Raw genomic sequence first — 24,398 nt, 5'->3', positions numbered from 1 at the left:
TTTAAGTCTTGATGAGCAGTGCTATTGTATTGCCCCTTGTCTTTCAGCATGAATGCATGCGTGTTTGTTTCTCAAAGGGCCCTATAAATGAAATTTGCTGTTCTCAATCAAGCGATCTACGACCACCTTTACCGTGATATTGAAGCCTTTCGCACCACCTTTGACTTGCCCTGCAATGATCCTGACTCTCTCGACGACAAGGCCGATGATTTGCACACGGCGTTGGCGGTAGAAGAGATGACAGAGCTTGCGGAAGCCGACTCGCTGGTTGAGCAAGTGGACGCTATTGTTGATAGTGTCTACGTGCTGATGGGGCGCGCTGTTCAAATGGGGTCGCGTGGATACCGGGAACAACTCGAAGTGAGCTACATGATTGATATCTTGCTTCAAATCGCCTCGCGCCTAGGTGTTGATTTTGTGACCTGTTGGGATGAGGTGCACAGCAGCAATATGAGTAAAGTCTGTCGCAATCAACAAGAGTTTGCCGATACCCAAGCGTTTTACGCGCAAAAAGGGATAGACGTCGTTGCCAGCCCCAAAGAGGATGGCATCATCGCTAAATGTGCCGCCGATGTCAGTGTGGACGGCAAGCTTATTCGTGAAGGCAAGGTGATGAAATCGGTCTACTACCGTCCCGCTGACCTTGCCAAGTGTGTGATGGCCGAGTTGGCGTAGTCCTACGCTTCTCGCTTGTGTAAAACGCCACCGCTGATCGCGGTGGCGTTTTTGGTTGTGAGACGAGAATACCGATTAGAGTGAAAGCTCTTATCGCCGTGGTCCAAGGCGCGGCTGTCATAAAAAATTGTCAAAATTGTCTTTTTATCCAGCACGTCACTCGGCCTTTTTTCTTCTATACTTTTGCACCTAACGCTGATTTAAGTCTACGTTGAGGGTTTACAGTTGATTTAAAGTGGATGATGTCTGTTTTAGTGTAATCACTCAGGTTTCTGAGCGATGAACGCGTCGTTATCCAATGTAGGGAGAATATTGTGGAACATCCTTTTTCACTTGCAGGTAAAGTCGGCATTGTCGCCGGACTGGCCAATGAAAACAGCATTGCGTTTGGGTGTGCTCAAGCGCTGAGCCAAGCGGGTGCCGATGTGCTGGTCACTTATGGCACACCCAAGGCAGAGCGATTTGTGACCCCGCTCAAAGCGGCCATGGGCGATCCAGAACTGATGCTGTGTGATGTGCAGGACGATCAACAACTCGATGCACTATTTGCGCGTGCCAAGGAAAAATGGGGACGGGTTGATTTTGTTGTGCATTCAATTGCTTTTGCGCCTTTGGATGATTTACACGGTCGCGTGGTCGATTGCTCGCGAGAGGGGTTCTCGCTAGCGATGGATATTTCTTGTCACTCATTTATCCGTATGGCGAAACAGGCGGAGCCACTGATGTCTGATGGCGGCACGCTGTTTAACATGTCCTATTATGGGGCGGAGAAAGCCGTCGATAATTACAACCTTATGGGGCCTGTCAAAGCGGCGCTTGAGTCAACCACCCGCTACTTGGCAGCAGAATTAGGCCCAAAAGGGATCCGGGTGCATGCTATTTCCCCCGGCCCGATCAGAACCCGTGCTGCGTCGGGGTTAAAAGAATTTGAAGCCTTGGCCGTGGATGGTGAGACGCGCTCGCCCCTTCGGCGATTGGCAACCGTACAAGATGTTGGTCATGCTGTGGTGTACCTTAGCGCCGATGCCGGCCGTGTGTTGACGGGGCTAACCCATTACGTTGATGCTGGTCATCACCTTAGGTTTTAAGCGCAACGAGGCTAACACACACTTTTTTGACTTGATCGATTATTGAGGAGCCCACCATGTCAGGGACGAATAACGAGGAAGTCATCGAGAATAAGACGTACGATGAGATTTCATTAGGCGATGAGGCGTTTTTAGAAAAGCGCCTCACCATGGAAGACATTAAGCTTTTTGCAATCATGTCGGGGGATGTTAACCCTGCTCATGTGGATGATGATTTTGCTAAGAGCAGTCGCTTTCAAGAAGTGATTGCCCATGGTATGTGGGGTGGGGCACTGATTTCTACCGTACTCGGCACGAAACTACCCGGCCCCGGCACTGTCTACCTTGGACAAACACTGGCGTTCAAAGCCCCTGTCATGCTCGGCGATGTACTGCGCGTTGCCGTTCGTGTCGATAAAATGGACGAAAAACATCACCACATTGTGTTTGCCTGTCGCTGTGAAAACCAACGCGGTGATACCGTGATTGAAGGGGAAGCGCGCGTCCTCGCCCCCACCAAAAAAGTTCGGCGTCAACGCACCGTTTTACCTGAAGTGCGTTTATCTGAGCGCGGGCAATTGCATGCGATTTTAACCGCGGCCGATCACCCTGAACCTATGCACACCGCGGTGGTGCACCCAGTCGATGATAGCTCGATCCGCGGCGCGGTCGCATCGGCGAAACAGCAGCTCATTATTCCCACCCTCGTCGGGCCTCGCGACAAAATAATGGCGGCGGCGGACAAAGCCGAGCTGGATATTCGTGACTTTGACATTGTCGATGCACCTCATAGTCATGCGGCGGCAGAAAAAGCGGTGGCCATGGCGCGTGCGGGGGAGAGTGAGGCGCTAATGAAGGGCGCGCTGCATACCGACGAATTGTTACACGAAGTGGTCAAACGAGAAGGTGGGTTGAGAACTGAGCACTGCCTCAGTCATGTGATGGCCTTTGATGTGCCGACCTACCCGCGCCCGCTATTTATTACTGATGCCGCCATTAATATCTATCCAGGATTGGCTCAAAAGCGCGATATTATTCAAAATGCCATCGAACTGGCTCATGCGATTGGCAATAGTCATCCACGGGTGGCGATATTGTCGGCCGTGGAGACCATTAACCCGAAATTGAATGCGACCCTCGATGCCGCGGCACTGTGTAAAATGGCGGAACGTGGTCAAATAACGGGCGGTATCTTAGACGGACCGCTTGCGTTTGACAGTGCTGTTTCCGAGGACTCTCGCGTAACCAAAGGGATTGACTCCCCGGTTGCAGGGTGTGCGGATATTCTGGTGGCTCCCGATCTTGAGGCCGCCAATATGTTGATGAAACAATTGAGCTATCTTGCCGATGCCACCGGCGCGGGTGTGGTGGTGGGGGCGCGTGTGCCCATTATGCTCACCAGCCGTGCCGATGATGCACTAACCCGTATTGCGTCGAGCGCGCTGGCGTTGTTGCTTGCCGATCATCAACGCAAAGCGCTGGATAAGTCCAATAAGTAGGTGATGATGGCAAATATTCTGGTACTCAACAGTGGCTCGTCGAGTTTGAAATTTGCGCTATTCGACACAAAGACAGTGTGCAAAGGGAAGCCCGTTGCTGACCAAGCGCTTAGCCTGCAATTTCGTGGTCAGTTCTCGGGCCTAGGCACTGAGCAATGTGCGGTATTTGTTGAGGGGGAGACAGCAGCTTATACACCGCCGCCAGCGCAGGCGCAGGATCACCAAGCAGCGATGCTTTCACTGTTGACTTGGCTGGAACAACAAAGCCTGCTTGATAACCTCGTTGCGGTTGGCCATCGTGTGGTTCACGGTGGCACTTATTTCAAACAGTCCACTGACCTTGATGAACGCACTGTTAAATTGTTAGAAGCATTAACGCCACTGGCTCCCCTTCATCAACCGTACAGCTTGGCTCCGATCAAAGTCTTGCAAGCTCGGTTGCCTGGTATGCGTCAGATTGCCTGTTTCGATACTGCGTTCCACGCGCAGCAGCCGTTGGAAGCACGACAATTTGCCCTTCCTTACTCGATGTATGATAGAGGCTTTCAACGTTATGGTTTCCATGGCTTGTCCTATGATTTCATCTCGCGTTGCTTACCCGAAGTGATCCCTGACTTTGAGCCTGAGTCTAAGGTGCTGGTGGCACACTTAGGCAATGGTGCGAGCCTGTGTGCCATCCAAGCCGGACAAAGTGTGGCTTCCACCATGGGGTTCACTGCGCTTGAAGGCTTACCCATGGGCACGCGAAGTGGCGCCATTGATGCGGGATTGGTGCTGCACCTGATCACCGAAGAAGGAATGACACCCGACGACGTCAGCACACTTTTGTATAAAGAGTCGGGTCTATTAGGCTTATCCGGGATCAGCAGTGATATGCGCACTTTATTATGCAGTGATAAACCCAGAGCCAAACAGGCGATAGCGCACTATTGTTATCGAATTGCGCGAGAAATCGGTAGCCTATGTGCGGCAATGGGCGGTGTCGATCATCTGGTGTTCACTGCTGGGATTGGCGAGCATGCTGCACCTGTGCGCGAGCGCGTGGTGTCACAGTGTGATTGGCTAGGCATGCGCTTGGATGCGTCGGCCAATCAAGCCAATCAAGCCTGTATATCCGCATCGGATAGTCAGATCGGTGTGTGGGTGATCCCCACTGATGAAGAGCGTGTTATTGCCGCTGATTGCGCCGCGATGCTGTGATGATTATCGTTTCTTTGCGTTGTTTGCCGCCAATGGGAGGAGATATTGGCTCAAAACGGTTCAACGTGAATTGATGATTGCAGCGCCCGTTAGACGCTAAAAGTGTGATATTCCATACAAGATTTTTTCTAGGAGTGCACCGAGCGGGCGTAAATCGTTATGCTAGCGCCGAGTTAGAGGATGCAAGGATGTTGTTATGATGCGCTGGGTATGGATGAGCGTGTTATTGCTTAGCCTCACAGGTTGCGCGCAAAAGCTTGGTCGGCCATTTGATATTAAAAATCTGGCCAAGTCAGACATGGATTTAATTACCGATATTCACATTGCTGAAATTCGTGATCTCAGCGAAGCGCTCATCGTGAAGTTATATAAGCGCAACCCGCGCGAGCTTAAAAAAGTGCCTGGCATGACCATTGAAAAGCGTGTGTCGCAATTGATGACAACGGAGCGCCCTGACAATGGCTTTCGAGAGCTAGGGGGAATGGATGGTATCGCGCTGTTGCCTTTAGCCTTTTCAAGTGAATTTGAGGGCGACCGCGTGTTTGCGCTGATGGCTGGTGTTACTGGCATGATCAGTGCCAGCTATAATCATCAACTTGAGTTTTTTTTGCTCGATGATATTGATCAACAAAAACTCTATAACAGTGCGCGAAACCTAGAGAAGATCGCTTGGTTGTTGAATAATGAAAAGGACGACAACGGCCAACTGCTGTTGCTGAGTAATGGCATGGGCAAAAATGGGGTGCCCAATTATAGCTACGAACGCTTACTGAGTCAGATGATCATTATTCAAGATATGATGGCGGTGATGGTGGCAGACAGCACCAACCGTAATATCAATCAGGTTGTGCACAGTATGGCGTCGATGACGTTCTTCCCTATCTAATTAACGAGGCGGTGCAATCACCGCCTCGCCCCTTACCAGCCGATGTCTTGGCCTTGATAATCGATAAAGTTGCCGTTCTGACTGTCCGTGAGGGTATCGAGCACATGTTTTAGTCCTTGTGCCGATGTGGCGGTATCAATCAGGGCATTGGGTCCACCCATGTGCGTTTGTACCCAACCAGGGTGGAGAGCAATCGAACGAATGCCTTTACTTCGCAGGTCAATAGATAGGCTTTTGATCACAGCATTGAGCGCGGCTTTTGAACTTCGATAAATATACCCGCCACCTGATTGGTTATCACTCATGCTCCCGACTTTTGAGGACAAGAAAGCAAAAATGGGTGTATGGCCACTTTGGCTTGCCTTTTCAAGATGCGGGGTGAAATGTTCAGCGATAACCAGTGGTGCGATGGTATTGACCTCCAGCACGTCGCGCCATGCGGCTGTGTCCACTTCACCGAATTGATAGCCTTTGGGGCCATAAAGTCCAGCATTATTGATCAGCAAATGGATAGGTGTSTCGCTAAGCTGTGAGGCAAGATGCTGTATTGCGGTATGATCCGTTACATCCAGTCCGTGCGTGGTGAGTGTTGCGTAGCGGTTTTTTAATGTCATTAAGTGAGGCGCAGAGCCGGGGAAGCGGCAGCAGGCAATCACCTGCCAACCGTGCTCAAGGTACAACTCGGTGAGCGCTAGACCAATTCCACGGTTTGCGCCTGTGATAAGGAGTGTTGGCGTCATTGTTGCCTCATAGTGGCTGATTTGGTTCCACTATTATATGACTAATCCCCCGTCGACTTTAAGCGTCTGCCCTGTGATAAAGCTCGCGTTATCACTGGCGAGAAAGCTGATCGCATTGGCGATGTCTTGGGCGGTGCCCATTCGTCCCAGCGGGGTTTTTCCTTTCATCATCTCAATGACTTTATCGGGTAAGTTTGCTGTCATGGGCGTTTCAATAAAACCGGGGGCCACGCAGTTAGCGCGTATTTGTGCCCCATGACGGGCAAGCTCTTTTGACCAGGTTTTGGTCATGGCTATCACGCCACCTTTTGATGCCGCGTAGTTGGTTTGACCAATATTACCATCGGTGCCGACGACGGAAGACAAGCTCACAATCGCGCCTTTCTCTTGCGCTATCATCAGTGGCGCGATCGCTTGTGTCATGGTAAAGACGCCTTTTAGGTTAACGTCAATGACCGCGTCCCAGTCACTTTCGCTCATTTTGGTGAGTAGGTTGTCTCGGGTGATGCCAGCATTGTTCACCAGTATATCGATCACTGCGTGTTGTTGGTGCAGGGTCTGCACCCAATTCGCGACAGCGTCTTGATCGCAAACATCCAGCGCGACGGGCACGATAACCGCATGCGTCTGCCAGTCTTGCATGTTGTTAATATTCCTATCTAGTGCATAAATTTTGGTAGCGCCTTGCTCAACAAAGGTTTCAACAATCGCGCGGCCAATCCCTTGTGCGGCACCTGTAATGACACAGTGTTTACCGGTCAGCATGGTGTTTCTCCTCATTATATTCATCGTGATTTTCTTGGGCGTTGGGTCACCTAAGCCCCTGCTTCTGCGTTGGTATCTCACGGCCAACGTGAGATAACGTGCAACAACTAGGCCAGTGGTGACATCCTCTATAGTAAATAGAGATATCAATTTGTGGGCGTATAGGCTAAAATTTAATCAAGTTGTCACCGTGTTCGAGAGAGGACCTATGCCGACGTCAATCAATTCGCAACCTTTAGCGCAGCAATACATGCAGCGCCAGCGCGATCGTCAAGATGACCAGGTCAATGGCGGTCTCAATAACTCGATGGGCGTGCAAGAGCGTGCCGAGCTGATCCGTAAAGAGCGGGAAGAGCAAAAAGAAGCCGCTGCATCGGGCGAGCAGCGTGAGGATAAGCGTGATTATCAAGCTCTCATTGATCGTGTTGCGGAACAAGAAGCGCAGAAAACGCGCGCTGATGCCTATAACCAACAGCAACAAGCGTTGATGGATCAAGTGCAAAAAACCATCACACCCAATGGCCAGCAAAATAGTTATAGCCTCAAGGTGTAATCCTTTCATCCGCCCGCTTTTTGGTCGCCGCCTCTGGGCGGCGTTTGTGTCTTTGCTGTGTGGTTTTTATCTTGCGTTGCAAAAATGTAAAACAAAGCAGGGTGTTGGTCGCTATTCTTTACACTTCTAATTGGCTTAAATCCCTAATAAAACGCGGCTATCAGCCTTTTTCTCTCACTGTTCAGTATAAGTGACACCATGGGTTAACAATTAGTTAACCTGTTGTCCGCCTGTCTTCTCTAGTCCCAATCACCGTCTAATGCTATCTCTAATGCTACACACAAGGAGGAAGCGATTATGACGTCAACCATGCAAGCACCTGTCAAAACGATTAATCCATTGGGCACAGATGGATTTGAGTTCGTCGAATACACAGCGCCCGATCAAGCGGGGATTGATGCGCTTAAAAATTTGTTCTCACTGATGGGTTTTGCCGAAATTGCCAAACACAAACACAAGGATGTTTGGTTGTATCGTCAGGGAGACACTAACTTTATCGTCAACGGTGAGCCTGAATCACAAGCGCAAGGCTTTGCCAAGCAGCACGGTGCGAGTGTCAACGCCATGGCGTTTCGCGTTCAAGATGCGGTACACGCGATTGCGTATGCGGCTAAACAAGGCGCCAAAGTGGTTGAACCAAACATCGGTCCAATGGAGCTTAGTATTCCCGCGGTATACGGCATTGGTGATTCATTGCTTTACTTTGTCGACCGCTATGGCGACCAAAGTATTTATGAAGTCGATTTTGACTTTTATCCAGATTGGCAATCGCGCCTGAAAGAAGCGGATGCAGGATTGAAAGTCATCGACCATTTAACCCATAACGTGGATATTGGCAACATGGACGTGTGGGCTGACTTTTACGAGCGTATTGCCAACTTCAAAGAGATCCGGTTTTTTGACATTGAAGGCAAAAAGACTGGGCTAAAGTCACGTGCTCTGACCGCGCCTTGCGGAAAAATCCGTATTCCCATCAATGAGTCAAGTGATGACAAGTCACAGATTGCAGAGTACTTGAAAGAGTACAACGGTGAGGGGATCCAGCATATCGCCATGACCACCGACAACATCTACCAAACCGTGCGGACGTTACGTCAACGAGGTATGGCATTCATGGATACGCCGGACACCTACTATGAGAAAATCAACGAGCGTGTCAACGGCCATGAAGAAAGCATCGACGAGTTGCGTGACACCCGTGTATTGATTGACGGTGACGTAGACAGCGGCATCTTGCTGCAAATTTTCACCAATACTGTTATTGGGCCGGTCTTCTTTGAAATTATCCAACGTAAGGGTAACCAAGGCTTTGGCGAAGGTAACTTTAAAGCCCTGTTCGAGTCTATCGAGCTGGATCAAATGCGTCGTGGTGTACTGGACTAACTGAAACGGCATATAACAAACCCGCTTGGGGCAGCGATACGGGTTATCCGGATAAACTGACTCCAATCGGTAGCGTGTCATTATTTGTAGACATTGCGTGTGGCAGGCGCTCCCTTGGGAGCGCCTTTTTTGTCCTTTTTCGCCTACTAACTAGGACATTTCTCGCCCAAAACAAGATTAGACTCTATGATTAGCAGAGAAGCTTTGCCACTAAAAAGGTGATTATGAAGGTAGGTAGCCCCCTGACACGCCCTTCGCTTTCTGCGGGAATCGTTACCAAGCTAGCCTTAAGCTGGATCGTACTGACTGCACTGTTTACGGCGCTTCTTCTGCTGGGCGATTACCAAACGCACAAAGCAGATGTCGAGCGCGCCTTGCAACAGGTAGGCAACAGAGATGTCAGTGCGATGACTGGGCATCTATGGCGTGTGGAAACGCAAGCTTTTGAGCAACAGATAGAGCAGCTCATCGCCCAACCTGAGATTGACTATATCCATGTATATGATGCCGATGGCTCGTTAATTGAGCGCGGCGTGGAGCCTGCTGCACAGTCGTTGCAAAAGCGTTGGTCGTTAATTGCAACCGACGAGGGGAACGAGTATACCCTTGGGCAACTTGAGGTGGCGTCAAATTACACGGCGTTAAACGCCTATTTTGGTGATAGTGCCCAGTGGGTTTTTCTTGGATGGTTGGCGGTGTCAGGATTGGGAATTATCAGCTCTATGTGGATTGTGCGCCGCCACTTAGATAGGCCGTTATTGGCGCTACACCAGCAAGTTAACCAGTGGGAGAATGGCATACCCACACCGATTCAGGTTCCACGCCAATTTCATCATTGGCGGGGTTTTGAAACGCGTTATAACGCCATGATCACAGCGCTAGGGCAACAACTGACGCAGCTAGAGGACGCGAAGCACGACGCTGAAAAGGCCRGTCAAAAGAAAAGCGAGTTTTTGGCCAATATGAGCCATGAGATCCGCACACCAATGAACGGCATTATTGGGATGGCCTCACTGTTAAAGAGCACACGCTTAAATGACGAGCAACAAGAGTTTGTCGAGATGTTAGAAACGTCGTCGATGTCGTTATTAGATATCATTAACGACATCCTCGATTTCTCTAAAATCGAAGCAGGTAAGTTAGAGTTGGAACCATTAGAACTCAATATATTTGAGTTAGGAAAAGATCTCGAGAACCTGTTCATTCTTCGTGCCAAGGAAAAGCAACTCGCCTTTCGCTGCGAGATAGACGCTGATATTTCCCCATTGTTGATCGGCGATGCACCGCGATTACGCCAAGTGATGATTAATTTGGTGGGTAATGCAATCAAGTTTACTGAGCGTGGAGAGGTGGTTGTCTCTATCAAGCAAGTGAGCGACGAGGATACCGCCAGTGTGCTGCGTTTTGAAGTGAGCGATACCGGGCCAGGCATTCCCGTTGAAGAACAAAGCCGTATTTTTGGTAAGTTTGAACAAGGTGATTCTTTAACCGCCGCCGCTCGAGGCACAGGGCTGGGGCTTGCGATCTCACAGCAAATTGTCAATTTAATGGGGGGGCGAATCACCCTCAACAGTGAAGTGAATGTGGGCAGTCTATTTACGTTTACCGTGCGTTTTGAGTGTGCGGATATTCCTTTAGCCACGCCGGTCGAGGCTTATCTTTTTGCCGGTGCGCCGATGTTATTGGTAGACGATAGTCGTTTAAACATGCGCATCACCACGGCACAATTGAGCAACCTTGGTTGCMAGGTTACATGCTGCATGCACCCGGATGACGTGATCCCTTTAATTCGCGAACGCCTGGATAGCCACTATCCCTTTAAAGTGATTTTACTCGATAAAGTGATGCCCAAAATGGATGGCTTTCGCTTGGCAGAACAGATCATTGCTACATTTGCAGATAAAAGTCCTGCGATCATGATGTTAACGGCGGCGCCTGATGCATTAGATAAGCCGCGGATTGAACGCTCAGGCATAGAGGGTTACTTAGGCCGTCCCTACCAATTTAATGACTTAAAAGCGCATTTGGTGCGGATCTTACAACAGCGACAACCGACACTGGGGGTCGTACGCTCTACCGGAAAAGGCACCTCACTGGCTGGGTTGCATGTCTTAGTCGTGGAAGATTCCAAAGTTAACCAACGAGTGACTGAGGCGATATTGACTCAGCTAGGGGTACATGTCCGTTCGGCTGCCGATGGTGAGCAGGCGTTAGCGCTATGGAAAAGCCAACCTTTTGATGCGATTTTCATGGATTGTCAAATGCCTGTGATGGACGGTTATCAAGCCGCTGAACACATCCGGGCACAAGAATCACGCTTTAACCGAACCCCCATTATTGCACTGACCGCGAATGCGACAACGGAAGACAAGGAAGCGTGCTTAGCCGCGGGGATGGATGATTATATTGCCAAACCTGTTAGGCAGCATGAGCTTGCGACCATGCTGAGAAAACATACCTTTACCTCGCAAACCTACTTAGTGACGCATTAATGGCGTAATACAAGGAACGTGATATTAGTTACAAAAATATCAGAAAAAGGAAACAAATACTGGGGCGATTCAAACGATTTTCGTTAGGCTTCTAATCTTTTGGTGGGCGAAACACCGATAACAATTAGAAAGCAAAACGAAAAGAGGAAACATGAAAATCAATAAACTGCTCTCAACGGCGGCGGCGTTGCTGCTTAGTCTCAGTGCGCATGCGGGTCAGCTTAATGTTATGGCGTATAACATTATGCAACTAAGCAACCTACAAGACTGGGATCAAGCTGAGCGTGCAGCCCGTCTGCCGCAAGCCATTGCCGACATGGACACGCAGCCTGATGTGATCTTGGTGAGCGAGGCCTTCAACGCTGAAGCTGAGCAAGCGATGAATCAGCTTGCAAGCCTGTACCCTTATCAAACACCGAATACCGAATGTCGGACAAGACTGCAGCGGAGAAGGTTGGGATGCGCTGACTGGGGATTGCTCCAATTCTTTATTTGTCGTGCGTGGCGGCGTGACGATTCTCTCCAAGTACCCCATTTTGACTCAGAAAGCGCACGTTTATCATCACAGCCTGAAAGGTAGCTGGGACTACCAAGCCAACAAAGGTTTTGCGTATGCCAATATTGATAAAAACGGTGAGATCTTTCACCTGATTGGCACCCATTTACAAGCCACGCATGATGGGATGTCTGATGAGGAGCACCAAGTGCGTCTGGGTCAGCTAGGTGAAATTAAAGACTTTATCGAAAAGGCGGCGATCCCGGCTGACGAGCCCGTCATTATTGGTGGTGATATGAATGTGGAGTGGAGCCGCCAAGATGAAATTAAAGACATGAAAGCGGCCTTAAATGGCGCATTACGCTTCACTGAACCGGAAGTAACGTCTTTTTCTGCCAAACACAATTGGTTTACGAAAGCGAACGCGTATCACTTTGACTATGACCTTAACTACAACACCACGCTAGATTATATTTTGTGGAGCCGTGATCATGCCGTGCCCGCCAATCAACCTGAGATGCAGGTGGTACAGTTAACCGCTAACGACCGTTGGTATTGGGACTACCTTGAAGGCGAGTGGCCGCAAGCGGCTGGACAAACCTATCATGATGGTTACTACAATGAACTCTCTGATCACTATCCGGTCATGGTACAGTTTGAATTTGAATAATTTCAGCGCTTGATAGATCGCATTGATATCGGGCTTAACCATGTTGAGCCCGCTTTCCCCACCCTCCATAAACGTCAGCGAGACACGGCTTATTTCTGCGCTTAGCCCAAGACAGTCTGGAATTTTGGACTACGCTTATTGAAAGGATCGCTGGGCATCTCATCTTGGATAACGCTTCATAGGGACACGCCGAGGCGTTGATGATTCTCTTATTGGCGACCTAGCGATAGTGTTAAGGGGCTTGAGGACAACGATCAGAAGACGAGGGAAGCATGACTAGGCCGCGTTTCCATATCATCTATGTTGACGATGACGAACTCACATTAAAGGCGATTGGTCGGGAGATTCGCCGCTTGAAACCAAGTTGGGCTATCAGCTTGATCAAGGATCCTACCCAGTGGGAGAAAGGCCTATTAGATGATCAGCCCCCGTCTTTGGTGATCAGTGCTCTCTTGATGTCCAAGCTCAAAGGGGATGCATTATTAGACCAAGTTAGGGCACGCTTCCCGGGTACGATACGTGCGCTGATAACAGGGAACACACGCCAAAAAATTACTGAATTAGCAACGCCCAGTGTGCACTTCGTCTTACCCAAACCCTTCTCTGAAGATGACTTCAATAATGTGCTGAATAGTGTTGAGCGTCTCCATAAGTTGCCGATTGATGCTGAAACGCGTAACCGGTTGGTCGGTATTGAGGACTTCCCCGTCTTGCCTGACTGTGTGCGCCGTTTACGTGCCACGATTAATGATCCCGATTCGGACATGGAACAAATTGCACGAGTGGTCAGTGAAGAGCCTCCCTTAGTTGCCCGACTTTTACAGCTTGCTAATTCTGCTTATTTGGGCTTTCGAAACCGAACATGGTCACTAGAGACAGCGATAAATCGATTGGGCATTCAATCGGTCGAGTCAATTGCCGCGACAATGGTGGGACATAATGCCTTTAAGCACTTGTCCACCCAAGAACACTATGCGGTGGTGGATGAACATATTGAACTGGCTAATGTGAGTAAGTCGCTGGGGCTATTCCTCGGGTATGACAAAGCGCGCGCAGAGCGTTTGTATCTTGCATCAGTGTTGTCTGCGTTAGGGGAGCTAATGGCGCGAGAGCTTGGCTGTCGTGACAATGGCTACAATCCCATTTGCGATTTACCCGTTCGTTTTGATACCGCGCTCGTCGTCTCGAGTTATATCATTATTTTGTGGGGCTATGACTATGAGTTTGCAGAGATTGTGCTCGCAAGTGGTGCCATCCCATTGTCCCCTGACAGTGAGCGCACCAAGGATGGGGCGCTGTTGCATTACTGCCGTCAGTGGATTAATGCGAACGATATCGACAAAGCCAAGCTTTTACAGTCTTGGTCGGCCAATATCGGCGCTTTTTTTACTCAATCGTATAAAGAGACGATCTGAGTGCGTCAGATCGTAATATGACGGCGTTTTTCCTGTGCATATAGCATAAACATGTAAGGGGCTCGTGAAGGATATTTTTTACCCGCGCAGTGAGGCATCATGCTGACAGCGATTGCTCCTAATAGTGGCAGTAATAGCATTAACGCCAGTGACGCGTAGGGGCTGAACACTAGCACTGCCGAGGCAATCAACGGGCCAGCTAATCGGCCGAGGCTTAAGCCAATACTGATGGAGGTGATCGCTTGCATACGACGCGCCTCACCGGCGAGTAACACGGCCCAATGCTGATTAGCAGGCACCATCCCTGCGACCGTTAAGCCGTAGATCACCCGAGCCAGTACCGCAAGCGCCAACCAAGGCCATGGGTTAGCGCTGCTCTGTGCGCCCAGTGTCGCTGCGAGCAATAACGCGAAGCTAATCGCCATGCCGGTTAGTGCTTGCAGGACCACAAACTTAGGACCATATTGGTCGCTGATCCGTCCCAAAATGGCGCGGCAGGGAGAAATAACACGCTTCCTACAGCAATAATCACTGCCCATGTCGACAGTGAAAAGCCACTTTGCGCCACCAGTAGGGGGAGCGAGACCAAGAGTCCGTTCTGACCGATGCCCATCAAAGCCGCAATCAAGGTCAAAGTGATCAGTTGCCACCTGGCGGTTTGTTTCGCGCTTTTAGGGTGTGTCATCACAACTCCTTACAGACACGGCTTACTGGGCAATGTTGTGGTGCAACTATGGTTGAAACACATTGGAAGAAAAGGCGCCCAGCGAGGACTGGGCGCGAAAAGGAACATAATTAGAACGTGGCGCTGTAGCTCAAGCTAAAGGTGCGGCCAACGCCGGCGTAGTCAAACAGTGCAGCGGCAGTTTGTTTCGATGGTTCAGGCTGTTCACTGTAGGCGTTTTGTGCTTTGCGGCTCCAAATGGTTTGATATTGCTTATCAAGTAGGTTTTGGATACCAAAGTTAATCTGGCCGACTGGCAAGGTATAGTAACCATTAAGGCCGACTAACTCGTAACCTTCTAGTTTATATCCTGCTTCGTCCGACAAATCGCCGACATGCTGGAGGTTGAGCTCGGTGCCCCAATCGAAGTTATCGTAACCCACTGCTACCATCGCGGTAGAAGGGCTGGCATTGTAGATACTAAGCTCATCCCAGCTACCATTGTGCTTGGTTTCGCTTTGCACTAAGTGACCCTGTGCACGGCTATACCAGCTATCTGTGAGGTAGTATTTGATTTGCCCTTCCAAACCATAAATACGCTTTTTGTTGCTATTTAATTCTAAATCAGCGCCTTTGTACTTGTAGGTTTTATCAGATAGGGAGTAATACGCTGCAAGCTGCGCATTGTAGTCTTGTTGCTGGGTACGCCAACCGAGCTCAAAGGAGTTCGTTTTTGCACCGTCGAGCGGCGTGTTGGATACACTCACATAGTTTCCGTCATGATTTCCGGTTTTATTGTAATCGGCCTGCCCATAAAATTTTCCCGGATCGGGCATATTAAAGCCCTGGCTAAAGTTAGCCCACACTTGTTGGTTGTCGGTCAGGTCATACTTGAGTCCCGCATTCGCAAGCCAAATATCTTTATCCGTCGTACCACCGGGGATAGTATCTGCGCTCTTGAGTGGACCAACGAGTATTTTCGCTTGCTCAGCAAAACCGATAAAGTCATCGCCTTTATATTTGGTGTACTGATAGCGTAATCCGGCAAAGGCATTGAGCTTATCGTTAACGGTCCAATCCGCTTGCGCAAAAATGCCTGCATTTTGGGTCGTAAAGTCGGGATAGCGGCCTATATCCCCTATATGTTTGAACTCAAGGCCATTGCTAGCATAGCTAGTGTCAGGGTCATAAACACGCTGGAACGCATCAAACTCTTCGTGACTATAATCGACACCATAGTTGAGTGTGAAAGCTCCCAACTCCTTCTCTAATAATAACTTTGCACCGAGAACGCTATTGCTCTGCTCTGACGCACTCTTGGTGAAAGTGTCGCCAACTAATCTGGGATATGGGAAATATCCAAAAGTTTCTTCACGATAGTAAACTTGCGCAAGTAATGAATGATTCAGTAAATCAACATTACTATATTGAGCGTTGAGCAGCATACGTTCAGTGAAAGGTTGTTCGTCAAGCTCTAGCCCTTCTGAACGCTTGAGTTTATTAGAATCTAATAAGCCAGAAAATACAGTAATCTTTTTGTTATTAATACTGATTTTAGGCCCGTAATCAATCCCATAATCCGTATCCTGCTGACTGTCATAGTATTGCGCGGTTAGGGAAAGGTGCTGTTCGTCATCAGGGCGGTAATCGAGGCTACCCATCACATCAATGCTGTCATTAAATTGGGTATCGGTTTGGGTCACATCGGGCAGAATAGGATCGCCATTGCCGTCGTAGGCCGCGCCTTTGCCTTCATACGCTACTGACAAGCGCCCTTGCAAGCTATCACTGCCGCCGGAGACCGCGACCGCGGCTTGCTTGGTGAGATCGTCGCTGTTGTTAAACCCAGTGGTGACGCCAGTCTGCACCTCGAGTTGCGCATCGCCCGCTTCACCGCGTTTGGTGATGATATTGATAATACCGCCGGTTGCGCCTGCGCCATAAATGGAGGTCGCGCCTGATAGTACCTCAACACGCGCAACATTAAAGGGGTCGATACTATCCAGCTGGCGGCTGATGGTGCGAGCGGCATTCAGAGCAACGCCATCAATCATGATTTGCGCGCTGCGGCCACGTAAATTCTGTGAGGCGTTGGTGCGTGCGTTGGTGCTGCCAAAGTCAAAGCTTGGGATCAGCTTCCCGAGCGCGCCTTTTAATGACTCACCGCCTTGAATTTCACGGGTTAACTCTTCATTGGTGATCACCCAGTTAGTGCTGGCGGAATCGGCGATGGTCGTTTGAATCTTACTACCGGTTACAATGATGGTTTCGGTATTGGCCGCAGAAGGGGCGGCATGGGCGAGATGGGCGCTGATCACTAACGCCAGCGGCGAGAGTGAAAAGCCGACTGCTTTTATGGTGTTCATAATTATCCTTATACGTCACAACCCTGCAGGGCATGATGAGGCTGCGTCCCTGCAGTACTTCTTCGTCACTACCTTAACTCCAAAATCAAATGATAATGGATATCATTATGATTATTGATCTTTGCTAACGTTGTCAATACATTGATAACCGAATTGCCATATTTCACCTAAATTGTTGAAAAATAACGTATAAAAGGCGTAGTAAATGTAAGGGATTAATAAAGATTGTTCTGATAGATATCAGTGCTCAGAGGTACGGTGGCGCATCAATGAGGTCAGGCGTTTTCGTGTGGGGAAGCGAGGGAAGCTAGGAGGCTTATCAAAAAGGTCTACTGACTCGTAGACCTTTTGTTGTTTTGTGCTCGCGGAATTACTTACCGCTCTTACTTTGCTTGGTTAACTCTTTGATAGTGCGGCTGATTTCACGGCGCTGCTTAGAGATCTCCGCATTTTTGATGATGTGGTCATCAACGCGATCTTCATAATCGCCTTTCATGTTTTTGATGATCTCAACGATTTCCTCATACGACATCTCAGGCTGGATGTAGTCGAGCAAGTTTTCTAACAACACCACCCGCTTTTGGTTGTCGCGGATTTTCTTGTCGTTGTCCTGGATTTCGCGCTTCAATTTGTTCTTTTGTCGTGAGTGCTTAACAATCTCGTATACGCTGGTCATAGTAGTCGCCTTCTATTTTTTGAAGTATGAAAAAATTAAACCACAAGCGCTGCGGCAAACCCAGTCTTTTTGCGCTTGAAGTGGGGAGTTTTTAAACACTTGAATAAAACAGGCGGGTGAAGAAAAGACATGGTGAGGCCTGTTTATCAACAACCCCATTCAGCTGGCTAAACCGTCACCCTACCTTCTTCGCTAATTGATGGTGGCAACGATAACAGGCGAGCATTGACAGTGTCATGACACATATCAAGGCTCACCGATAATGCGGTCATACCCTTAGTAATCGGTTGGACTGCCTTCGAGCTTGACCGATGAGCCCGATGTTTTCATCATTGCGCCGCGCAACATGGCCTGTACCAGCTCAGTGGCATCGAATTTCGTCAGTGCTTCGTGCGCCCCGACTTGTTTCGCACGATCAACACTGATATCACTCGATAATGAGGTATGGAGGATAAGATACGCCTCGGCGAGTTTATCATCGCTGCGGATTTCAAACGCTAACTCATAGCCATCAATCCCAGGCATTTCGATATCGCTGACAATGATATCAAATGGCTTGCCGGCTGAGGCGGCATTTTTCATCATTTGCAGCGCTTCTAGGCCATTGTTGGTGACAAAATAAGGAATATTGATACTGTCGAGTGCCTCTGAAAGCTGTCGCCTAGCGGTCAGTGAATCATCCACCAAGAGGATATTCATCGGTTTAAGCTTTTCACGATCCACGTCAGCCAGGATGGGGTGTAATTTATCAGGCGCAGAGGGGAAAATGTGTTCCATGATGTACTCCACATCGAGAAGCTGCACCAGCTTATCGTCGATGTGCATCACCCCGGTTAAAAAAGCACGTGTTCCCAAGGTTTCAGGGGGCTCGGAAATAGAGCGCCAGTCGCACTCGCTGATTTTATCGATACCACGTACCAAAAAGCCCATCACCCGACGCTGACAGTCGGTCACGATAATGTAGCAAGACTCCCATTCTGACTTAGCAACGGGTTTGTAGCCAATCGCTTTTGCCATATCAATGACAGGGGTGGCGATGCCACGGAAGCTAGTGGTTCCGATCACCGTTGGGTGAGATCCCGGCAAATCCGTGAGCGGCTGAAAGGGGATGATTTCTCGTACCTTTAGCGTCCCAATCGCGAAAGATTGGGTGGCGGTAAGGCGGAACATCAACATGCCTTGTGCTTGATTCGCTTTGCTCTTCATAGCATCACTCTGCGTGTTATCGTCATTCTTTTGAGTATGGTAACAGTGTTGTCTTTGATCACCTATTCTTACCCCCAAGGATAGGGCTAACGGGCGAAAAGATAAAACTTTTGCCTGCTATTGTCTCATATTTGACACTTATTGATAGTCTCATTTAAACGTGGTGTATACCACGCTTTTTAGCCATGCCTTTTGCTAAGATAGCGAAAGATATAGACTCGGTGAGCCAGTCATTTAGGCGTCACCTTACGCAAAGAGGTTGCCTGTGGCTGTATCTTACCTAAAATAAGAAAGACACACGCTTTTTGTCACGGGACGTGAAGTCACAGTGCAACGCGACACAAAAGCCCCCCAACATTGAGGCACGTTAGCAAGGGTTTACGTGTCCGGATAAATGCGAATGAGCAGTAACACGACGGTTGAGTAGACTATGACCAATATTTTAGATTCGGTAGATTCGCGGACACGATTGGTGGGTGAAAACCGCCTCGAGCTTTTAATGTTTTACCTTGGCTCTACCCAACCTTTTGCCATCAACGTGTTTAAAGTACGTGAAGTCATTAAAGTGCCAAAGCTCAACCAAATGCCTGGATCGCATCCTAATATTCGTGGCGTTGCCATGATTCGTGGCAAATCTATTCCGGTGATTGACCTACGCCAGTCCATCGGCATGGGATCGATAGGCATGTCGGATGAGTGTAACGTTATCGTGACTGAATATAACCGCACTATCCAAGCATTCCTCGTTGGGCAGGTGATCAATATCAAAAACATGGGCTGGGATGAGATCATGGAGCCGCCTTCCAGTTCAGGGCGCAATAATTACTTAACGGCCATTACTCGCCAAGACTTTGACGGGCAAACGCGTTTAGTGGAAATTGTCGATGTGGAAAAAGTACTGGCTGAGATCGTTGCGTATGAAGTTGGCGTTTCTGAAGATGTCCTCGACCCCCACTTGACCCCTTATATGGCGGGACAGCGAGTCCTGGTTGTTGATGACTCATCGACGGCGCGGGCGCAGGTTAGTGAAACCTTGTCGCAGTTTGGTGTCGAGTGCATCATTAAAAAAAATGGTGCGGAAGCACTGCATTTGCTGAAGAGTTGGTGCGATGAAGGTAAAAACGTGAGTGACGAAATTTTGCTGATGATCACTGACGCGGAAATGCCGGAAATGGACGGTTATAAACTGACGCATGRAGTGCGCTCTGATAGCCGGATGAGTGATTTATACATTGCATTGAACACCTCATTAAGCGGGAGCTTCAATGAGGCAATGGTWGAGAAAGTGGGCTGTAATCAGTTTATCTCTAAATTCCAGCCCGACCTGTTGGTTAATGTGGTGCAGGAGCGTTTACGCCAAGTTGTGGCGAGTTAAACCGCCTAGGCACCCGTGTGAACAAAAGCGAGCCGTGGCTCGCTTTTTTTATTGAACAAGGAGGGAGACGATGAAAACGGTATTTCTCATGCGCCATGCAAAATCCAGTTGGGATGATCCTAGCCTTGATGATCACGCGCGTCCGCTCAACCCGAGAGGATTTCGGCAAGCGCCACAAATGGCGGAGCGCTTGAACGCGTGGCTGCATCAGCCGCAAACGATTGTGACCAGCACCGCGCAACGGGCAAAAGACACTGCCGTGCTGGTGGCACAAACGCTTGCCGACAAGCCGCCCATTGTTTTAGAGGAAAAGCTATACAGTGAGCATGCATCGGCAATCATTCATACCATCCAAGCACTTGAGTTAGAGCACGATGTGGCGATGATTATTGGCCATAACCCCGCACTAAACGATTACCTATATGGCGTGGGGATGACTAAGGATAATTTACCGACGTCAGGGGTGGCTGTGGTGCAGTATCCGGTCGAACATTGGACAGAGGTCGCGAATACGCATGCACAGCTTTGTTTTCTCGACTGGCCCAAGCGACTTCGCGGTTAGTTTAGGATCTGGGAGAGGATGACGTCATATGCATACTAGATATTGTGCGACCTAAACTATATTTAGCGCTGTGAGGGCAAAGTTATCTACTGTATCTGTGGATAACCCCGTTAATTTCTTTGTAAGCAATCGCGGCAATGCACGTGAGTCGTGGAAAGCAACCCCAACACGATCGATTGACTAAAAAACGAACAGCTTAATGCTGTCTATATGGCGGTTTTTCACTCGTGTTGCGATAAATGTGCGATACTCGTAACACCTTGACCGCATGGGTATGATGGGGGATCCGCTTGGTAGCAACTTTATTGGCGTTCACAGGAGAGCAGTCGTGATCACGGTAGACAAACATGAGGGCTTATCAGTTAGGGTGGCTGTACTCAACGAGGAAGTCAGTGCCCAAGAAGTTGAGTTTTATCTCTTTGTCCCTGGTGAGCTTAAGTTTGGTAAGCATGTGCTGTCTGAAGATGAATTCTATTACCGTGTTCTCACCAATAGTCGGACGTATTTTACGTCTCGTTATCATCTGCCCTTGGTACATGCTCGCCTGGCTAGTCGTGACAAACTGCCAACCGAACAATATCGAGTCAGTTTGAGTCTCTATGCGTATCAGTATGCGCTATCGCTCGAAAAAGCGACGCATGATTTTTTTGAATCCGTTTCTGGGCTCGAGGATGAACAGGCGCTAGAGCAATTAGAAGACACGATAGAGATGGCGGTGGAGATTTTGCGACGACTCCGGCGCTACAAACCGCAAAACACCAAGCTACTCAAGTATTACCATAATATAGATAATTATTTATCTTGGTTAACGGAACAACGTTTTCTGTCGTTATTGGCCCATATGCCGCGTGGAAACGTCTACAAGGATGTACGCCAGCAATTGATTGAATTGTGCCAAGCCGAAGAGGCGCACCGTCTCGTCAACCGTTATAACTCGGATAAAGCGCGCCGCGATCCCACTCGTATGGTTAATAAGATGCGCCTTGCGCGCCGTTTGATTGAGTTTCCCGTGACGATTCGCCAAGTGCCGCAGGCGCTGGGCAAAAACCTAAACAAACTGGCTAAAGCCACTGCGACGGCGTTTGTGATGCTATTTGTCACTACCGTTATTGTGCGTGCACGCCAATACTTAGGCGAGATTACGTTATCGTTCGTGTTGGCGATGGCGGGTGTGTATGCGTTGCGGGAGATCTTTAAAGATGACCTACGTGATGCGTTGTGGCGCTGGATTCGTAAAGGACGTCCCAAGTGGCGAAAGCGCTTTATTGATCCTACATCCAATCGACAAATAGGTCGGCAGTTAGAGTGGCTAGATTATATTGATTATGCTGCTCTGCCAGATGAAGTGAAAAAACTGCGGCGTGGTAAACTTCGTCAACGAGAAGAAGCGGTGGTGAGGCTGAAAGTGAAGACACAGCTCGAGACGACCCGTTTTTTGTCGGGCTATGACACCACCCGTGACGTGTGGAAGTTTGACTTCCGTTCTTTTTCTCGCCTTATGGATCGCGGTAGTCAGCGCTTATACCGGCTCAATGAAGGTCAGGTACTCAAAGACTCGGTAGAGAAGCGGCATCAATTTAACCTGGTTAGTTGTCAGCGGATAAAAGGGCAGCCGACGGTATATCAGCGTTGGAAAATTACGGTTAACCGTTCAAAAGTGGTCGACATTGAAGAAGTGTTTGATTAATCATTAATCAACTCCCTGTCTTGATGATTTAAGTGATCGATGCAGAACGCATAAAAGTCTAGCGCCGATAGCGGTTTGGCGAAGAAGTAGCCTTGAAATTCATCGACGCCCATCTGTTTTAGACTGGTGAGTTGCTCTTGTGTTTCGACGCCTTCGGCGACCACGCGAATACCGAGTTGGTGTGCCATATAACAAATGGTATCTACCAGCACATGCTGGCGCGATGTATGGGCCATGCCGGTGACAAACGAGCGATCAATTTTGACTTTATCAAAATTCAGATGGCTGAGTACGGACATGGATGACCAACCGGTGCCGAAATCATCCAGTGCGATCCGAATACCTACATCGCGCAGTTGATTCATCAACAGATTGAAGCGGCCCATATCTTCAATGGTCATCGTCTCTGTCACCTCAAAAATCAGTTGTTTACGTTGCTCGGGGTGGTCAGAAAAGACAGTGATGACATCGGCAATTAAGGACTCGTTGAAAAATGAATCGGAGAGATTGATGGCGATATCAATACGTTCATTGATGGTCTGCCATTCGGTGTTTAATGCCAAATAGACTTGGCGCAAAAGCCAAGCGCCTAGTGCCCGACCCAGGCCTGATTCTTCGGCGATATTGATGATGAGGGCTGGGTTTATGGGGCCAAATTCAGCATGGTCCCAACGAATCAAACACTCACAGCCAAGGCGTGTTGACGTCGCCGCCACTATGGGCTGGAACAATACATAGAGTGCATCTTGATAGGGGTCGTCGAGGTGCGCCTTGAGTTCATCGCGTAATTGACGACGTTGCTTGGCTTCTTGCTCATATTCCGCTTTGAAGATATCAACACTATCTTGTGTCACAGGCGCTTTCTTGGCCTTCATCAGGGCGAGATCGGCGTTGTTAAGTAGCTGGTTGGCAAACTGGCGGTGATTCCTGATGACATTATCATCCAAATCGAGGCTCTTGGCGACACCAATGGCTACCGCTAATCGATGGCCGGGATAGACACTGTCGATCGTGCTTCGCAGCGCGTTGCACAAAGGTTGAGTAAAAAAGCTCAGTTGGCGATTATCGGTGTATGCGAGAACCGCAAATTCGTTGCTGCTGATCCGTGCGCAAGGATAGCCGTAGGGCAAGCACATGCTTTTCAGCTCATTGGCTAACTGCGTCAGCGCGAGATCGCCTTGCTCATAGCCCATCAGATCGTTTATGTCTTTAAAACGGCGAACATCGATCAATAACAAGGTATGTATTTGTTTTTTATCAGCGGCTTTGTAGAGGTATTCCAGCAGATAGTTACGATTGGGTAGACCGGTAAGACTGTCGTGCCATGCCATTTTCTGTTGCTTGCTGCTGTTACGGTAGAGGCGATAGGCAAACAGTATCAACAACACCATCAGTATAAAAATGGCCGCATACATGGTTTGTAACTGGTGCTGTAAAAACGCGCGCTGCTCGATAGCGGCAGGGCCGGTGAAGTTATTCACCATCAGGTTACGCACTTGCGGTAGAACAATATCCATCTCATGCAGAAGGGCTTCTAGCCGCTGACTGTTACCATTCAATACCGCTTGCTCATATTGCTGAATTAAACGAAACGCGCGCTGCACCACAGGCTCAGCATCAAAGGCCCGGCGCATGGGCGCGGCTTCTTGGCTACTTAAAAACGTATCATAGCGACTCCACAAGATGTCATAAGAGAGGATAAGAGACTGTTTATCTGATGCGGTGGCGAGGTACAAGGCAAGCTCATTACGGAATTCTAAGGTTTCGAGCTCCATTTGTGCGAGTGCCCATGCGGACAATTGGGTATGAAGGGCTTGCCTTGCGTAGGCATTGTGAAACTGGTAAAGCGCCCCGGCCGCGAAGGCTAAAGTGGTAAATACAAAAATGATGAAACCAATAAGAGGGCGCTTGACCATGCCGTTACAATCCTTTACTACTGTGTGTTGCCTAGCAAATTTGTGGTTTGGTCTAGAGGCTCGTGGTGCAGGCAAAAACCGGGATTGAGCCCATCAGTCCGTTGT

22 protein-coding genes are annotated in these 24,398 nt (G+C 49.1%); 14 read left to right on the top strand and 8 right to left on the bottom strand.

What is annotated here, in order from left to right:
- Nucleotides 1-87: 87 nt before the first annotated feature.
- The 5 genes from BZG14_RS09275 (at nucleotide 88) to BZG14_RS09255 (ending at nucleotide 5,327) form a co-directional block, all read left to right on the top strand.
- On the top strand, nucleotides 88-675 hold the full coding sequence (locus tag BZG14_RS09275) for a nucleoside triphosphate pyrophosphohydrolase family protein (protein WP_069360926.1): 588 nt from the start codon (nucleotides 88-90) through the stop codon (nucleotides 673-675).
- Between the two features lie 314 nt (nucleotides 676-989).
- The gene (fabI, locus tag BZG14_RS09270; RefSeq protein WP_069360927.1) at nucleotides 990-1,763 is read left to right on the top strand and encodes an enoyl-ACP reductase FabI; all 774 of its coding nucleotides are present in this window, start codon (nucleotides 990-992) and stop codon (nucleotides 1,761-1,763) included.
- A gap of 56 nt (nucleotides 1,764-1,819) precedes the next feature.
- The gene (locus tag BZG14_RS09265; RefSeq protein WP_077608597.1) at nucleotides 1,820-3,241 is read left to right on the top strand and encodes a bifunctional enoyl-CoA hydratase/phosphate acetyltransferase; all 1,422 of its coding nucleotides are present in this window, start codon (nucleotides 1,820-1,822) and stop codon (nucleotides 3,239-3,241) included.
- Between the two features lie 3 nt (nucleotides 3,242-3,244).
- Nucleotides 3,245-4,441, top strand: a complete 1,197-nt coding sequence (locus BZG14_RS09260) for an acetate/propionate family kinase (RefSeq protein ID WP_198532046.1) — start codon at nucleotides 3,245-3,247, stop codon at nucleotides 4,439-4,441.
- 196 nt (nucleotides 4,442-4,637) lie between these two features.
- Complete coding sequence (locus tag BZG14_RS09255) at nucleotides 4,638-5,327, top strand: hypothetical protein (protein WP_077608596.1); 690 nt, start codon at nucleotides 4,638-4,640, stop codon at nucleotides 5,325-5,327.
- Between the two features lie 32 nt (nucleotides 5,328-5,359).
- Here BZG14_RS09255 and BZG14_RS09250 read toward each other — a convergent pair whose 3' ends face one another.
- On the bottom strand, nucleotides 5,360-6,067 hold the full coding sequence (locus BZG14_RS09250) for an SDR family oxidoreductase (RefSeq protein ID WP_077608595.1): 708 nt from the start codon (nucleotides 6,065-6,067) through the stop codon (nucleotides 5,360-5,362).
- Between the two features lie 33 nt (nucleotides 6,068-6,100).
- Nucleotides 6,101-6,832, bottom strand: a complete 732-nt coding sequence (fabG, locus tag BZG14_RS09245; RefSeq protein WP_077485165.1) for a 3-oxoacyl-ACP reductase FabG — start codon at nucleotides 6,830-6,832, stop codon at nucleotides 6,101-6,103.
- A 208-nt stretch (nucleotides 6,833-7,040) separates the two neighbouring features.
- On the opposite strand from fabG, the gene BZG14_RS09240 reads away from it, so the two are divergent.
- From BZG14_RS09240 to BZG14_RS09220, 6 genes are all read left to right on the top strand, one after another.
- Nucleotides 7,041-7,385 (top strand): hypothetical protein, encoded by a 345-nt coding sequence (locus tag BZG14_RS09240; protein ID WP_077485168.1) that lies wholly within the window; start codon nucleotides 7,041-7,043, stop codon nucleotides 7,383-7,385.
- Nucleotides 7,386-7,682: 297 nt separating this feature from the next.
- Nucleotides 7,683-8,768: a 4-hydroxyphenylpyruvate dioxygenase gene (hppD, locus tag BZG14_RS09235; RefSeq protein WP_069360933.1), complete on the top strand. Its 1,086-nt coding sequence runs from the start codon at nucleotides 7,683-7,685 to the stop codon at nucleotides 8,766-8,768.
- 224 nt (nucleotides 8,769-8,992) lie between these two features.
- The gene (locus BZG14_RS09230) at nucleotides 8,993-11,260 is read left to right on the top strand and encodes a response regulator (protein WP_077608594.1); all 2,268 of its coding nucleotides are present in this window, start codon (nucleotides 8,993-8,995) and stop codon (nucleotides 11,258-11,260) included.
- A 151-nt stretch (nucleotides 11,261-11,411) separates the two neighbouring features.
- The gene (locus BZG14_RS15690) at nucleotides 11,412-11,840 is read left to right on the top strand and encodes a hypothetical protein (protein WP_198532045.1); all 429 of its coding nucleotides are present in this window, start codon (nucleotides 11,412-11,414) and stop codon (nucleotides 11,838-11,840) included.
- Nucleotides 11,797-12,426 (top strand): endonuclease/exonuclease/phosphatase family protein, encoded by a 630-nt coding sequence (locus BZG14_RS15685; protein ID WP_198532044.1) that lies wholly within the window; start codon nucleotides 11,797-11,799, stop codon nucleotides 12,424-12,426. The genes BZG14_RS15690 and BZG14_RS15685 overlap by 44 nt, the downstream gene beginning before the upstream one ends.
- Before the next feature lie 272 nt (nucleotides 12,427-12,698).
- A complete protein-coding gene (locus BZG14_RS09220) occupies nucleotides 12,699-13,841 on the top strand; it encodes an HDOD domain-containing protein (protein WP_077608593.1) in 1,143 nt (380 codons plus the stop codon).
- Nucleotides 13,842-13,846: 5 nt separating this feature from the next.
- Here BZG14_RS09220 and BZG14_RS16100 read toward each other — a convergent pair whose 3' ends face one another.
- From BZG14_RS16100 to BZG14_RS09200, 5 genes are all read right to left on the bottom strand, one after another.
- The gene (locus BZG14_RS16100) at nucleotides 13,847-14,290 is read right to left on the bottom strand and encodes a hypothetical protein (protein WP_443508822.1); all 444 of its coding nucleotides are present in this window, start codon (nucleotides 14,288-14,290) and stop codon (nucleotides 13,847-13,849) included.
- Complete coding sequence (locus BZG14_RS16095) at nucleotides 14,272-14,526, bottom strand: hypothetical protein (protein ID WP_443508820.1); 255 nt, start codon at nucleotides 14,524-14,526, stop codon at nucleotides 14,272-14,274. The genes BZG14_RS16100 and BZG14_RS16095 overlap by 19 nt, the downstream gene beginning before the upstream one ends.
- Nucleotides 14,527-14,636: 110 nt before the next feature.
- Nucleotides 14,637-16,871, bottom strand: coding sequence for a TonB-dependent receptor (locus BZG14_RS09210; protein ID WP_077608592.1), 2,235 nt, complete (start codon nucleotides 16,869-16,871; stop codon nucleotides 14,637-14,639).
- Between the two features lie 370 nt (nucleotides 16,872-17,241).
- On the bottom strand, nucleotides 17,242-17,547 hold the full coding sequence (locus BZG14_RS09205) for a DUF496 family protein (protein ID WP_025744875.1): 306 nt from the start codon (nucleotides 17,545-17,547) through the stop codon (nucleotides 17,242-17,244).
- 276 nt (nucleotides 17,548-17,823) lie between these two features.
- Nucleotides 17,824-18,753 carry a chemotaxis protein CheV gene (locus tag BZG14_RS09200; RefSeq protein WP_069360940.1) on the bottom strand — a complete coding sequence of 310 codons (930 nt, stop codon included), beginning with the start codon at nucleotides 18,751-18,753 and terminating at the stop codon, nucleotides 17,824-17,826.
- A 430-nt stretch (nucleotides 18,754-19,183) separates the two neighbouring features.
- Between BZG14_RS09200 and BZG14_RS09195 the strand changes: the two genes are divergently transcribed.
- The 3 genes from BZG14_RS09195 to BZG14_RS09185 all read left to right on the top strand — a co-directional run bounded on the left by BZG14_RS09195 (nucleotide 19,184) and on the right by BZG14_RS09185 (nucleotide 22,377).
- Nucleotides 19,184-20,128, top strand: coding sequence for a chemotaxis protein CheV (locus tag BZG14_RS09195; protein ID WP_077608591.1), 945 nt, complete (start codon nucleotides 19,184-19,186; stop codon nucleotides 20,126-20,128).
- A gap of 70 nt (nucleotides 20,129-20,198) precedes the next feature.
- Entirely contained in the window at nucleotides 20,199-20,690 is a 492-nt protein-coding gene (locus BZG14_RS09190) for a SixA phosphatase family protein (protein ID WP_069360942.1), read from the top strand.
- A 328-nt stretch (nucleotides 20,691-21,018) separates the two neighbouring features.
- Nucleotides 21,019-22,377, top strand: a complete 1,359-nt coding sequence (locus BZG14_RS09185) for a hypothetical protein (protein WP_069360943.1) — start codon at nucleotides 21,019-21,021, stop codon at nucleotides 22,375-22,377.
- Here the strand turns inward: BZG14_RS09185 and BZG14_RS09180 are convergent.
- Nucleotides 22,374-24,293 carry a putative bifunctional diguanylate cyclase/phosphodiesterase gene (locus tag BZG14_RS09180; RefSeq protein ID WP_077485183.1) on the bottom strand — a complete coding sequence of 640 codons (1,920 nt, stop codon included), beginning with the start codon at nucleotides 24,291-24,293 and terminating at the stop codon, nucleotides 22,374-22,376. The genes BZG14_RS09185 and BZG14_RS09180 overlap by 4 nt on opposite strands.
- Nucleotides 24,294-24,398: the final 105 nt, after the last annotated feature.

Source organism: Salinivibrio sp. IB282, from assembly GCF_001995685.1.
Taxonomy (GTDB): Bacteria; Pseudomonadota; Gammaproteobacteria; order Enterobacterales; family Vibrionaceae; genus Salinivibrio; species Salinivibrio kushneri.
This window is presented reverse-complemented; position numbering and strand designations above follow the sequence as displayed.

Bases quoted from the DNA above. Each gene is read 5' to 3' on its own strand.
- BZG14_RS09210 (WP_077608592.1), bottom strand. From the start codon at position 16,871: ATGAACACCATAAAAGCAGTCGGCTTTTCACTCTCGCCGCTGGCGTTA.
- BZG14_RS09240 (WP_077485168.1), top strand. From the start codon at position 7,041: ATGCCGACGTCAATCAATTCGCAACCTTTAGCGCAGCAATACATGCAG.
- BZG14_RS09265 (WP_077608597.1), top strand. From the start codon at position 1,820: ATGTCAGGGACGAATAACGAGGAAGTCATCGAGAATAAGACGTACGAT.
- fabG (WP_077485165.1), bottom strand. From the start codon at position 6,832: ATGCTGACCGGTAAACACTGTGTCATTACAGGTGCCGCACAAGGGATT.
- BZG14_RS09275 (WP_069360926.1), top strand. From the start codon at position 88: ATGAAATTTGCTGTTCTCAATCAAGCGATCTACGACCACCTTTACCGT.
- hppD (WP_069360933.1), top strand. From the start codon at position 7,683: ATGACGTCAACCATGCAAGCACCTGTCAAAACGATTAATCCATTGGGC.
- BZG14_RS09190 (WP_069360942.1), top strand. From the start codon at position 20,199: ATGAAAACGGTATTTCTCATGCGCCATGCAAAATCCAGTTGGGATGAT.
- BZG14_RS09220 (WP_077608593.1), top strand. From the start codon at position 12,699: ATGACTAGGCCGCGTTTCCATATCATCTATGTTGACGATGACGAACTC.
- BZG14_RS15690 (WP_198532045.1), top strand. From the start codon at position 11,412: ATGAAAATCAATAAACTGCTCTCAACGGCGGCGGCGTTGCTGCTTAGT.
- BZG14_RS09255 (WP_077608596.1), top strand. From the start codon at position 4,638: ATGATGCGCTGGGTATGGATGAGCGTGTTATTGCTTAGCCTCACAGGT.
- BZG14_RS09260 (WP_198532046.1), top strand. From the start codon at position 3,245: ATGATGGCAAATATTCTGGTACTCAACAGTGGCTCGTCGAGTTTGAAA.
- BZG14_RS09205 (WP_025744875.1), bottom strand. From the start codon at position 17,547: ATGACCAGCGTATACGAGATTGTTAAGCACTCACGACAAAAGAACAAA.
- BZG14_RS09180 (WP_077485183.1), bottom strand. From the start codon at position 24,293: ATGGTCAAGCGCCCTCTTATTGGTTTCATCATTTTTGTATTTACCACT.
- BZG14_RS16095 (WP_443508820.1), bottom strand. From the start codon at position 14,526: ATGACACACCCTAAAAGCGCGAAACAAACCGCCAGGTGGCAACTGATC.
- BZG14_RS09200 (WP_069360940.1), bottom strand. From the start codon at position 18,753: ATGAAGAGCAAAGCGAATCAAGCACAAGGCATGTTGATGTTCCGCCTT.